This window comes from Runella zeae DSM 19591 (assembly GCF_000423565.1).
In the GTDB taxonomy this organism is placed as follows: Bacteria; Bacteroidota; Bacteroidia; order Cytophagales; family Spirosomataceae; genus Runella; species Runella zeae.
In genome coordinates, this window is sequence record NZ_AUIF01000033.1 from 1 (window position 1) to 12,901 (window position 12,901).

Sequence of the window (12,901 nt, forward strand, 5' to 3'; positions counted from 1 at the left end):
AAAATTGTAATTTTTATAGAGTACTTGATAGTTATGGCTAAAAAAAATAAATATGCTCTGTCCCCATGAGCTTAACTTTTGTCCAGTAATCAGATAAGTAGCAATTTGAATATCGTTGTTGCAAATCAAACAACCGTCTAGAATCGCATTTTCGTTTTCGGAGAAAAAGACTCCTCTTCCCTTCGTTGTACGATAACTTTCTGTGCCAGGGGCAGGTATCGGCAATGATACATCGAACTACATTCACTGTATAACGCCCCGTTAGGCTGGCAATTCCTGTGGTTCCGGTCATTCCTGTACCTGGGTTTTCAAAATTGTTACCAACCGAATTATTAGCTTCGATAAAGGTACCGTTTGTGCTGTTTCGCAAAGTAGTACACTCTATCAACTGACAATCGTGGTTACCCGTATCCCACCAAAAACCAGTAGAACGGTTATCAATCGCTTCGCTCCGAAGTACCGTAATGTTTTTATTACCAGCGGTTGTTGAGTAAAACTTAACTCCACAAACCGACCAGCCCGTATAGCCCAAAACTTCCCCTGTTCCTGCTCTTTTTTTGGCAGAGGCGGTACTAAGGGCTTTTTTAATGGTTTTAAACGGGGCAACAGTTGTACCAGCGTTATTGTCATTGCCCATTGGGCTGACGTAAATTAGCTCTAATTTTGACTCGTCAAAAGGAGTGAATTGTGCTTGGGCGTTTACTGACCAAAATAGTAAAAGGGCAATAAGACCAGAAAAAAAGACGGATTTCATTAACAAAATTGTTCTGATTTTTCTTGAAAAAGTACTTTAAAGTACGCGTAAATCTTGATGCTGTTATTGCAGAATGACAGCAAATATTTCCACTATTTTGGCGAACCTTCCCCAGAAAATGCGAAAGAGTAAGACTAAAAATTTATTTTTGTTGGTAATTGAAATGAATTTAAAACTGTTTTCTCAAAAAAACCCTGTGGCATGATTGCTTTCATCAAAGGGAGTGAGTAGGCCATTCCGCCCATTTTATACCTGAATTTAGGTTTTTTCGAGTCGATTATTTTTTCAATAATTTCGGCAATCTCTTGCTTTGAAGTACCCTTCAGGGAGTCCTGTTCCATTTTACGGTGCATTTGCTCCCGATATTTCGCAAACGGAGGAAGGGGCATTTTGGGTCTGCCAATGGATTGATCTATCGTGCCTGAATTGACGTAGCCAGGTTCAAGGTTTGAAACAAAAATCCCGAAGGGCAACAACTCCAAACGCAACGCTTCTGTATAACCTTCCAGTGCAAATTTGCTTGCATTGTAAGCACTAGTAAAAGGTAAGGAAAGCAACCCGCCAATAGAACTCATATTGATAATGTTGCCCGATTTTTGTTCCAAAAACAGCGGCAAAACCGCTTTAATCATATGGACTGCTCCAAAGAAATTCAACTCCATCTGTGCATAGAGTTCTTCCATGGATGTTTCTTGGGCTGCCCCTGTCAGGTGAAAACCCGCATTGTTAATCAAGACATCCAGTTTACCCCGTTCGGCAAGTATTCTTTCAATGGCTCGCTGGCAAGAATGACTGTCTGTTACATCGAGGCTGATATGATTTTTAGGAGCATCGGGTGGAATGATTCGGGAAGAACCATAGACAATATGCCCTTGGGCGGCTAAGTGTTTGGCAACGTGCTCGCCAATGCCCCTTGAACTACCGGTGATGAGAATTATTTTTTGAGTGGTCATGGTTTGTGGCTTTTTTTGATTGTGTGCGGAAGATGGAAAGAGATAGCGATGACGGTTGGCAGTACAAACAGCAGGTTACTCCTCATTTTTCGGTTGATTTAAGTTTGACAATGAATTACACTGCAAAACTCCAAAGAACGAATGGAAAGAGAATTATCAAATGATAAGTTCGTTATTTTTTGTCGAAGCGGTATTTTCTCAAACGACTGAGCGAAACGGGCGTAATGCCTAAAAAACTCGCAATATCTTTCAAAGCAAAGCGAACAAAGACTTCAGGCTGTCGGGTCTCCAAATATTCATAACGCTCCAAAGCATCCATCGTTAAATGTAGCCGCCGTAGTTGAAATTCAGCAATAAACTGTAACTCTGCCATCACACGGCCTATGTGTTCGAGTTTATGATTGCTGTTGTAAAGTTGTTCGAGTCTATTATATGGTATTTTCAACAGCTCGCATGTTTCGACCGCCTTAAAAATGATGTCGGAAGGTTGTTTAGAGATTACACTCATGTAGTTGGTAATAAAACTTCCATCGGTAAAAAAATGCGTGGTTCGGTATTCGCCCTCACAATTCTCGTACGCTTTAACCGCCCCTTTTTCCAAAAACCACAGATACCGACACACCTCGCCTTCGTTTATGAGGATATCCTCTTTTTTAAGGGTTTGTTTTGAAAGCAACTGCTCTAACAATCGCCACGTTTCGTCATTCAGGTCGCCGATGTATCTTTCGAGTTGTTCTTTCATTAGGTCTTTTCTCTTTTATATCAAAGGTTCCGTTTCCACAAGAAATTTATGTAAAAAGTCCAATATAAAACATTGACAATCAAATTCACAACAAATTCTCAGTAACTCTTCATCACACGCCAAGCCAATTCTCGCCACAAAACGGAGTGCCTTATACGTCGTCGATTCTTATACAAATCCACAGGCAATATTGACCAATGAGTAAGTTAAAAATGAACCGAAAAGCACCGACAGACTGCCTTTTTTGTCTCCCTGTAAGCCCGTCATTTTCCATTTTTTGAATTATGAAATCAATACTGTTTGACTAATAAAGCGTATTATCTGTTTTTTCAAAGAAAATTTCCATCGTTAAAGCCTTTAAAAGAAATGATTATAGGCACTACTTCCCAATTCGTAGGGGGAAATGAATATAGGCCAAATAGCTTTTTTCTACGGCCGTAAACAGCCATAAAATGCGAACGGTTTGCATTCAATAGCTTCTCTATTTGTTTTTTCTTAGCCTCTGTGCCTATGAGTTTCATTTTGCCTATTTTTAACCTTTCGAGCGAAATCGTTTAAAAAAATACATATTTCGCTCATTAACGTCACTATTTCTTTAACCCAGTCAAATCGGATTGAATTTCTATATTTCCGTCGTCACTCAAAACGGTAGCAGAAAAATTATCGCATATTCCATGTTACCAAAGGTTTTGAGTCTGATTTTCTTGGCCGCTATTTTGTTCATAATCAGTTGAAGCGAACCATTATGCGTAAAGGTGCAGCCATAAATAATGATACTCGTTTTGAAAATACCTGCGATACAATATCTCAAAAGCAGTTTCGCTGACATCTCGTACAGCCTGTCAGAGCATTTCATCGGCAATTGTTACGTTTAGCACAAAGTCCTGAATGTTGAATTAAAATCAACATTCAGGGCTTTGCAAAGATTTTATAAATTTTAAGCAGGATATGGCGCAGGAGTCCCCATTCGATTTAAAGTACCGATAGACACACTTGTTTTAGAGTAACTTTATTTTTCGGCACGTAACCACCGTCCACCTTTGGTGGCTATTTTGAGTTGATTGCTGTCAACGGTTTCCCCTGTGATGGCATCCGTAACACGTTTGTATTTCAGATTTTTAAAGTCAAGTGCGACGGTTTTGGCGGTAGCTTCGTTCAACAAAAAATAATGATCTGCTTCGGGTGCAGCCAAGCGATATACCAAAGCGTTGGAACACGAATAAGGGGATGAATAAGCCCCAAGTGCGTACTGCAAAATAGGTAATGAAGGCTTTTCTGCATTTTCAAAGGCATTGAGTGATGCCTGAAAGCCTAGTAAAATGGCTTTACCCTTACCGAGAGAATGTTCCAACACGGCGGGTTTGCCATTATCGTATTTTTCAACAACACGGGCTGCCGTAGCCGTTGAGTTCATGGTAAAGCCCAGCACGTCTTTCCCTGCGATAGTGAGTTGCCGATTGGTGCCCGAAAATTGAAAATCATCAATGGTAGCCCCAAAAAGCTGTTCAAAATCCGAGCCTTTCCCCGTAGGAAGATTGACGGTATTTTCATCGTACCAGCCCGATGGCAAATCTATGACGAGTCGGCCACCATCCTGCACGTATTTTTTTAACAGGGGTAGCAGTTCTTTTCGTACCGTAATCATGGCTGGTAAATACAGCACTTTGTAACGCCCAGCTAAGCCTTTGGATAAATCATTGGGGGTGAGGTATTCAAAAGGTACGTTGTTGGCCATCAGTACATTGCTGATGCCGATTCGCGCTTTGACGGGCTGGAATCGAAAATCATCGCGCCCCGATATGCTCATAGCGCCCCAAGTGGCTTCGTTTTCCCAATCGTACAAAATACCAACGAGGGGCTCTTTGTGGGCTTTCCAGAGTTCAAAACGGTATTTTTGCATGGCTTTTCCCAATTGTCCGATGGCGACGGCGCGGTCGGTCAGTTGTCCGTTTCGGTCCAATAAACTATACTCACCACCTTCCTTTCCAGCACTTCGGGCATTCCAGCACCAAATGCCGAACCCTTTGAAGCCCGCGGCCAACTGACTGAGGTATAGCTGCATCAATTCACCGGGGCCGACGTAGTAAGAGTTGTTGTGTCCTGGATTTTTTTCACCATCCATTTGCATCGGCCCACCAGTACTTTCCCAACCGCCCGTCCAGCCGCCTTTATTGAAGTCGTTCATCAACGACGCTTGCTGGTAGAGCGACTTGGTGATTTCGCCTTTGACCAAATTGTAATGCCACGAAAAGTGCATCGAAGGATAAAAAGAACCGTACTGCGTCAGCACGTCGGCGATGCCTTCCATATCCACGCCGTACCACGCAAAAGGGTGAAAAACAGCCAATTCACCGCCGCCACGATAGGGCGCGTTGGCATCAAAACGATTGAACTGAGCGGCAGATTCGCGGATGCGACCCAAATTGTGCTCCACCTTGAATCGGTAAATGTCTTTGACGTGATTGTATTCTCTGCCTGTAATATTTCGCCAATTTTTTGTCACATCCTCCCAGTCACTGAATACCCGCTGTTCGTTGAGGAAAAGACCTGCATGATACTGATTCCAAGCTTGGTTCAAATTTTCTACGGTTTGGTAACGCTTTTTGAGCCATTCCAAAAACAAGGCTTCCCCTTTGGTACTGAGTTCTACCCCACGCCCACCAATTTCGGGGTCATAAGCCACGCTCGTGACCCGCATGAACTTTTTGTCTGGACTGTCTTGGATGTATTTTTCTATGTTTTGGATTCGTTTTTTTGCAACTTCTTTTTGGTAATTAATCATCTTAGGATGCTCCAAAATTTCGCTCATTGACAGGGTTTTAGCGATGCCGAGCTGTTCCAAAAGCGCAGGCGTTATTTCTTCATAACCACCCTCCCCGTACCACCACGGCATGATGCCCTCTTCCAAGGCTATCAATGAAATTTGCTCAATGGTCCAGTTCGGTAAGGGCATGATTTGTTTCAAAGCATTGAAGCCCAGTTTTTTCATGTTTCGGAAATGTGCCCGCATCTCTTTCTCGCCTTCGTTGGGTTGCTGCACGTACACGACCCCCGCTGGCATGGGTGCCAGTTTCCGAAACTTCTGCTGCATGGGTGAATCATGCAAGGCATCGTAGCGTTGGTGGAGGTACGGGTCGCTTTGGGCGTAAACTTGAATAAATATACTGAAAATCAGAAGTATAGTTAAGAGACAGTTCGAGGGTTTCATATTTGTAAAACTTAGGGTTGGGCTTTTACGGCGTAAAATGTACCTCCTTTGGGCGGCGCATCGGGGCGGAGAAAAACGTTGGGTTGTCCAAATTCGGTAGTGACCTGATACACCGCATTGGGTTGAGCCACCCCCATTTTTCGGTTGTAGCCAGCTACGCCTTTGGAAATGACTGTATTGTTGAACAGCAAATTTTCGGGGCCAGGCGGGCGGTGTTTGTTGGGGGCACCGATGCCGATGGCATCCCAACTGTGCCAAACGGGCGTGGCGATGCGGCATTGTTCTACCAAATTATGACCGTGGTCTTGGTCGTGAAAATTGACATCTACCTCAAAATCACAGCGATAGACTACGTTGTAAGCCGCGCCTGGGTTCATAATGGCAAAGTGGCGAATGCGTCGGACTTTTTCGTTGTAAAATAGGCAATATTTGGAACCCCAGCACCCGTAGTAGCCTCCATGAAAGGAATCTTTTTTGACGTAGGCGCGGTCCATGAAGTTGTTGCGGCAGGTGATGTGTTCACAATTACCCAACCCCAGCGGATGCGTGCCCGCCCAAAGAAAGTTACAGTTGTCCACCCACGAATTACGGCTGTTTCTAAAAATAACCAAATGGACAAACAGCGTAGTGTCGCGGGTTTCGTGCTCGTGAAAAACCCGACGGTCCCACGCAGCGTTGAAATCGGATTTGTCGTAAGGTTCAAAATCAACGGCGGCGTAACGAAAAGTCAGGTCTTCCAATCCCACTCGTTCGGCATCGTTTATTTCAAACGCTACGAGGTGTTTTTGGTCGGGGGCGTATTTGAAAAACATCTTTTTCATCACTACTTTCAGCACCGTTTGATCTTTGCTTTCGCCACGTAGTACCACCTTTGACTTCAACGTAACGGGTTTTGAAATAATATACTCTCCATTTTTGAGAAAAATAACTCCGCCGCCTTTTGCAGCTACTTCATCAATCGCCTCCTGTAAATTATCCTTAGGCGTAATCGTTTTTTGGATTTTTAAGGTATGTCTCAACGGAATGCCACCCTGTACGCCCGCTTTGGCCCATTCTTTCATGTCGGGAAAGCGCGGGTCAAAGCGGCTTTCGTCAAAGATGTATCCGACGTCACCAATTTGGTGTTGGGCAAAAACGGGTATCGAAACTCCCATAAAGAAAAGTAAATACGTTATTGGCCTTATAGCTGTAAAATTCATGGCTGTTAATAGCATTACTGTTTAGCATAGGTTGCCGTAAATACAATCAATCGCCCCCCCCAAGATGCATTCACGGTTTGATTGGCCGATGTAATGGGCACTAATGGCACGTTGATATTGGCTTGGGTGCTAAATGTAAGGGTCATTTGTCGGTCGGTGAGTGCGGTAATGGTCGGCGAGTAATTGGTGTAAGTCGCCGGAGTATAGACCGCTGCACCAGCGGCGTTGGGGGCTACAGTTCCGTGAAAAACAAAATCGTAGTTCCAGCGACTGATTTGACCTCGTGTATAGGTGGGACGACCGATACGAAGCAAGGTAGCTTCCTGACCTTCATCGTTGACTTTGACCAACGAAAAATTACCCTGTTGACGAATACCTCGATTGGCTAGCCAAAATGTATCAGCGGTAGCAGTGCGAGCGGCTAAATAAAGCGTATCGGTAAAAGGCATGACGGGGTTGGCACGTCCAGTCACTAACAAAGGGGCAGTGGTCGGCGTGACGGTGACCAGCGTATCGCGGGAGCGAGGAACAAGCCCCACCTGATACTTCATCGTGAGCGATACAGGCACCCAAACACCCTTGATTTGGTCGCGCAAGGCCCTATCATTTGACACCGTAGGGAAAGGTGGATTTTCGCACGCCCAAAATGAAGAAACCAGCAACAGGGCGCTACAAACAGCCAAAATTGGATGAGATATTTTCATGTTTTTTAGTCTTTTTTAATCATTTTGAACCAATAAAGGATTGCGGTCAATCATGGTTTGCGGTACCAAAAACACCAACAAACGGCTGTTCCAAGGTACTTCGGTGCAGTTGCCCAAGGCACAATCTACCCCGCCTGGTGAAGTAGGACGGTCGCCTGGGTTGAGGGGTTGTCTTAGCCTTTTAACATTGTGTATGCGTGTTCCTTCGCTGAAAGTTTCTCTAATAAACTCTTTTCTAATTTCTTCCAACAGGTTGGTTGGAGCCGTGGTCAACGTTGGTAAACCTGCCCGCGTCCGCACCGCATTTAAGTCGGCCAATGCCAAGACGGTATTGCCTTTACGTTGGTTCATTTCGGCGCGCATTAATAAAAATTCGGCGGAACGGAATAAGACAATGTTGGAATTGACTCCCTGCACAGGCCCTAAATTGGCCGTTCCCAATGAACCCCATTTTCTGGAAAACCAAAGCCGATTGGGACTGTTCCAAGCCGTTGCGGCCGTGGTAGCTTGCGTGGTGTCTAAGAGAGTTCGGTAACGCAAATCGCGCTGACGGTCAAAGTCAGCCAAGGTTTTAAAGCGTTGGCTCATGCGTAAGTTAGGCCCCGAAGTAAGGTTGTTGACATTGGCCAATTGAGCAGTCGTATAAACACTCTGAAGGGTATAATGCGTACGCAAAGGCGCGCCGTTGGTAGTACGAGAGTTACGTCCCACTACGTTGACCAATTCAAAAATCACTTCGTCGCGATTGGCAGAATTGGTACTTGGTAAAATACCCGTACGTTGGAAAAGTTGCGCTAACATTTGATTGCCAGGCACTAACGGAAAACGGTTGGCGTTGCCTTGTCCAAGCAAACGGTTACAAACTGCCAGACAACTGTCCACATTGTCTTGCTGCCAATAGACCCGCGCCATGAGGGCAAGCGCGGCGTATTTATTGGCACGAGGCTGCATATCGGGCAAATGCTGTGCCGGATTGTAGTTTTCTGGCAGGAGTCGTTCGGCAATGCGCAAATCGTTCAAAACACTGTCATAGGCAGCTTTGACGCTCAAACGTGGGTAGGATAAATCACCAAACTCTGATACCGATTTGTAATTTCCGACGGGGCCGGGATGTGAATTATCTGGAGTATATCCCCACGGGTAACCGATGAGGCGCGTTTGTTCAAAAATACATAATGCACGTACAAAACGGGCATCGCCTTCGATGCGTCCCCTTTGCAGGTTGATGTCCTTGCGAGGGTCGGGTTCGTTGGGGGTTTGTACTTGATTGCTTTGCAGGATTTCCAGTACGTTGTTGGCATTGTTCAGCCCAAAGGTTGACCATTGTAAAAATTCTGCCTGATACCCATAATCTTCCTCGCGATGCGTCCAAGTGTACACTCTTGACGAGCGGCTTGGGCTATTGCGATAGTTGACGTTGTTGACAGCCACTAAATCACCGAAGGTTTCACCAATAACAAGTGCATTGCCTCCAAAGGCCACTTCACGGGCAATGCCAGAATAAGCCCCCGTCATCAAAATATCCAATTCCTGCACCGTGCGCACATTTTGGGCTTGGATGAGGGTTTTGGAAGAAACTTCGTCTAAATATTTATCGCAGGAAACACCGCAGAGTGCTACGGCAATAATTCCCATTATGCTATATGTCTTTTTCATGAATGCTGATTGTCTAAATAATTAAAACCCAAAGTTGATACCTATTAAAAGCGTACGGACTTGTGGCAAATCGTTGTTGGTGACTCCCGGTGAAAGCGTAGCCGTAGAGCCATCGGCTCCACCATTGCGGAATACTTCAGGATCCCAGCCCATAAATTTGGTGAAGGTGAGTAGGTTTTGTCCAGTGAACGAAATACGCGCTGTACGAAGATGTAGTTTTTTGGCTACCGATGCAGGAAGCGTATAACCGAGCTGCACGTTTTTGAGGCGAATGAAAGAGCCATCGTGCAAGAACCGAGAAGACTCAAAACCCCGTGCGTTGGAGTTCCATTGCATCCGAAAGGCTCCTTCGGTTTTGTTGAGTTCATCACGCAGACTGCCGATACCTGGACTTTCGGCCCGTAGCACCTGACCCGTGGTAGGATAGCTCTGCGCGCGTTGGGCTTGGTCATAAATCCAGTTGCCGTATTGATAATAAAACAAAAAGTTAAAATCAACTTTACGGAATTGAAAACTGTTGGTCAATCCCCCAAACAGTACTGGGTATGGGGTTCGATTTTCGAGAATAAATTGATTATTACCCGCATTATTGGCAATTGTTCCATCCCACAAAGCCCCTGTTTTTACCGTTTTTCCCGTATTGTTAAAGACGACCCGGTCGCGCTCGTAAAATAGTTCATTGCCGGTATTGGGGTCAAAACCCGCAAACTGCGCCATGTAATAGTTCCCCAAAGGATAGCCCGGCGTGGCTATGCTCGGCCCAGCAATAACTTGGAAGGGGAAATTAAGGAATGGCGCGGTGTAAGTACTCAACACTGTATTTTTGTTGTGACTGATGTTAAAATCGGTAGTCCAGCGGAAGTCCTTTTTGGTGATGTTGCGCGTAGTAATGCTAAATTCTACCCCACGGTTGCGAACGGAACCGAGGTTGATGGTCATGGAGTTGTTGATGGTACCAAACAACGGCCCCAATGCGTAATCCAGCAATAAGCCTTCGGAGTCTTTGTTGTAGAAATCAAGCGTACCGCTGATGCGTTTGTTCCACAGGGTAAATTCAATGCCCGCGTCAAATTGCTTCGTCGATTCCCAAGTCAGGGCGGAGTTGCCGGGGTTGGTAAATTGCCCTCCCTGAATCCCGCCGTAGATGGCGGCATTGTATCCCACAAATGTAAAGTTTTTCTGCCACGAGAAATTCCCGATTTCGGCGTTTCCGGTGCGGCCATAGCTAGCACGCAGTTTAAGGAAATTCACAAACGAACTGTTGCTCAGGAAGCTCTCATCACTGATGACCCATCCCACCGACATACCGGGGAAGGTGGCCCAGCGATTTTCGGGACCGAAGCGTGACGAGCCGTCAGAACGTAGACTGACTTCAAACAGGTATCTGTCTTTGTAGGCGTAATTGATTCTTCCAAAATAAGACACAAAGCGAAACGATATTTCGTCATTGAATACCACTGAGCGGGTCGTGTCCAAGCCTGTTTTTGCGCCGGGCGGTACGCGCTCAGTGATGTAGGTTTCATTGTCAGAAATGCGATTTTGGAGACTATTTCCTGCCAACACACCGATGCGGTGGTCTTTGCCTAATTCACGGGTGTAATTAATGGTGGTATTCCAGTTAGAATTACGGTTCAGCACGTCGCGATTCTCGGCCCGGCCTCCCCCTGTACGCTCAGCACCCTGAATTCCAGTGGGATACAGCGTGGGATTTAGCAAAATATCATTCTTCGTTTTTTGATAATCCGTGCCAAATTCTGAGCGAATTGTTAATCCTTTGATAGGTTCAATTTGGGCGAAAAAGGTGTTGATATTTCGGAAAGTGTTGGATTGATTGGAATAGTTATTTCGGTAAAAAACGGGGTTTGTTCCGATACTCAGTGTATTGTTGGTACCATTGGCGATGCCGTTGAAAAAAGAGCCGTCGGGCAATTGGACTGGATAGGCAGGCAAGGCCGATGTGAGGCCGTATTGGTACGAGTTGCCCAATGGAACCATCTCATTGTCAATACCATTAAGCGAAACATTGGCACCCAGTTTAAGCATTTTGATGGGGTTGTATTCTACGTTTACGCGTCCGCTCAACCGACGCAGCCCTTGTCCAATGATAATCCCGTCTTCTTTACGGTACGACCCACTTCCATAAATTGTCAGGTTTTTGGCACCACCGCCTACACTCAGCGTAGCCTGCTGAAAACCACCCTGCCGCAGCACTTGATCGAGCCAATTGGTACGGGTATTGTAGAGGGTAGTGGAGTCAATCAATTGATTATCAAACGAAGCGGGCAATGAGCCGCGCAAAATACTCGTAGGCACTAGATTGGTCAAATTGGAAGAGGCTGGAGCCAGTCCCGCTTGGATGTTGTTGCGGGCAGCACGTTTTAGAATATTAAAATGATCGGCTCCGTTGTCGATAAAATCAACACGATTGGTAGCCGTATTGATGCCTTGTTGGTAGCTGAAATCAAAAGTAGGTTTACCTTTTGCTCCTTTTTTGGTCGTGATTAAAATGACCCCGTTGGCCGCTCTTGAACCAAACAAGATAGACGCCGAAGCATCTTTTAAGACTTCCATTGACTCAATATCGTCGGGATTGATTTCGGCCAGTGGGTTCATGGCCACACCGCCTGTACCGAAAGCGGAGCTATTAACAGGCTGACCATCAATAACAATCAAAGGTTGCGAGTTAGAATTGATAGAAGCTACCCCGCGTACATTGATCCGCACTGCACCGCCAGGAGTACCTCCCGCCTGCGTGATTTGTACCCCCGCTGCCCGTCCCTGAAGGGCTACATCAGGACTGGCGGCGGTATTGGCGCGAATATCGGCCGCTTTTAGTGAGGCAATAGAACCTGTCACATCGCGCTTGCGCTGCTCGCCAAAAGCTACTACCTGCACCTCATTGAGGGAACGCTCGTCGGGAAGTAGCGTAATGTTGATTTGAGTTCGATTGCCGACCGTAATTTGCTGGGATAAATATCCTACATAACTGATGATTAAGTTCGTGTTTTTGTCGGGGACCTCAATTTTAAAGTTTCCGTTGGCATCGGTCGTAGTGCCTCGTGAAGTTCCTTTGATTAAAATACTTACGCCTGCCATCGTCACCCCTTTTTCGTCCTTGATTGTGCCACTAATGGGTAGCAGAGTAGGCTGTATGACGTCGATTAGTTGTTGTTCTTCGTTTGGGAGTACACTTTGTTCATTTTTACTATTTTTGAGTAGAATTCGGTTGTCAATTACCTGGTATTCAATCGAAATAGGTTTCAATAGCTCTTTCAATACTAAGTCTAAGCGTTGGTTGATGACTTTTATTTTTACCTTTTGGGTGATATTGATGGCACTTGAACTATAAATAAATCGAACTTTGGCTTGCTTCTCAATCAGGTTAAGCACCTTTTTTATCTCCATGCCGTTGGCGTCCAAAGTTAGAGGCTGATTGAGCACATCTTGCGCTTTGGAGGAATGGGCTAGAGAAATCCCGCAGAAAAAAATAACAAACAGAATCTGTTGAAATGACATTTTCATAATAGCCCAAACTTGCGTTTGAATCTGTAATTTTTTGTACATAACTTGTAAAAGTTTTTGGGTTTGAGAGAACTTTTAAACGGGTGTACTTTTTGTTTTGACGAACAAAGCTCAAATTGACGTTTGAGTGAGGTACACAGCAAGCCGATAATGTTGACGCATT

General features: G+C 45.2%; 8 protein-coding genes. All 8 read right to left on the reverse strand.

The window, feature by feature from the left end:
* Nucleotides 1-37 precede the first annotated feature (37 nt).
* The 8 genes from G563_RS0108845 to G563_RS0108895 all read right to left on the reverse strand — a co-directional run bounded on the left by G563_RS0108845 (nt 38) and on the right by G563_RS0108895 (nt 12,780).
* Nucleotides 38-754 (reverse strand): hypothetical protein, encoded by a 717-nt coding sequence (locus G563_RS0108845; RefSeq protein WP_028665013.1) that lies wholly within the window; start codon nt 752-754, stop codon nt 38-40.
* Nucleotides 755-888: 134 nt separating this feature from the next.
* A complete protein-coding gene (locus G563_RS34070) occupies nt 889-1,707 on the reverse strand; it encodes an SDR family oxidoreductase (protein WP_051210841.1) in 819 nt (272 codons plus the stop codon).
* 172 nt (nt 1,708-1,879) lie between these two features.
* Nucleotides 1,880-2,449: a Crp/Fnr family transcriptional regulator gene (locus G563_RS0108860; protein WP_028665014.1), complete on the reverse strand. Its 570-nt coding sequence runs from the start codon at nt 2,447-2,449 to the stop codon at nt 1,880-1,882.
* 1,009 nt (nt 2,450-3,458) lie between these two features.
* Nucleotides 3,459-5,657, reverse strand: a complete 2,199-nt coding sequence (locus G563_RS0108875) for a beta-galactosidase trimerization domain-containing protein (RefSeq protein WP_028665017.1) — start codon at nt 5,655-5,657, stop codon at nt 3,459-3,461.
* 11 nt (nt 5,658-5,668) lie between these two features.
* Nucleotides 5,669-6,856, reverse strand: coding sequence for a right-handed parallel beta-helix repeat-containing protein (locus tag G563_RS0108880; RefSeq protein WP_229598464.1), 1,188 nt, complete (start codon nt 6,854-6,856; stop codon nt 5,669-5,671).
* A gap of 14 nt (nt 6,857-6,870) precedes the next feature.
* Nucleotides 6,871-7,560, reverse strand: coding sequence for a hypothetical protein (locus G563_RS0108885; protein WP_028665019.1), 690 nt, complete (start codon nt 7,558-7,560; stop codon nt 6,871-6,873).
* Nucleotides 7,561-7,575: 15 nt separating this feature from the next.
* Nucleotides 7,576-9,216, reverse strand: coding sequence for a RagB/SusD family nutrient uptake outer membrane protein (locus G563_RS0108890; RefSeq protein WP_028665020.1), 1,641 nt, complete (start codon nt 9,214-9,216; stop codon nt 7,576-7,578).
* Nucleotides 9,217-9,237: 21 nt separating this feature from the next.
* Nucleotides 9,238-12,780 carry a SusC/RagA family TonB-linked outer membrane protein gene (locus G563_RS0108895; RefSeq protein ID WP_028665021.1) on the reverse strand — a complete coding sequence of 1,181 codons (3,543 nt, stop codon included), beginning with the start codon at nt 12,778-12,780 and terminating at the stop codon, nt 9,238-9,240.
* Nucleotides 12,781-12,901 lie beyond the last annotated feature (121 nt).

Bases quoted from the DNA above. Each gene is read 5' to 3' on its own strand.
- G563_RS0108880 (WP_229598464.1), bottom strand. From the start codon at position 6,856: ATGAATTTTACAGCTATAAGGCCAATAACGTATTTACTTTTCTTTATG.
- G563_RS0108845 (WP_028665013.1), bottom strand. From the start codon at position 754: ATGAAATCCGTCTTTTTTTCTGGTCTTATTGCCCTTTTACTATTTTGG.
- G563_RS0108875 (WP_028665017.1), bottom strand. From the start codon at position 5,657: ATGAAACCCTCGAACTGTCTCTTAACTATACTTCTGATTTTCAGTATA.
- G563_RS0108860 (WP_028665014.1), bottom strand. From the start codon at position 2,449: ATGAAAGAACAACTCGAAAGATACATCGGCGACCTGAATGACGAAACG.
- G563_RS34070 (WP_051210841.1), bottom strand. From the start codon at position 1,707: ATGACCACTCAAAAAATAATTCTCATCACCGGTAGTTCAAGGGGCATT.
- G563_RS0108885 (WP_028665019.1), bottom strand. From the start codon at position 7,560: ATGAAAATATCTCATCCAATTTTGGCTGTTTGTAGCGCCCTGTTGCTG.
- G563_RS0108890 (WP_028665020.1), bottom strand. From the start codon at position 9,216: ATGAAAAAGACATATAGCATAATGGGAATTATTGCCGTAGCACTCTGC.
- G563_RS0108895 (WP_028665021.1), bottom strand. From the start codon at position 12,780: ATGTACAAAAAATTACAGATTCAAACGCAAGTTTGGGCTATTATGAAA.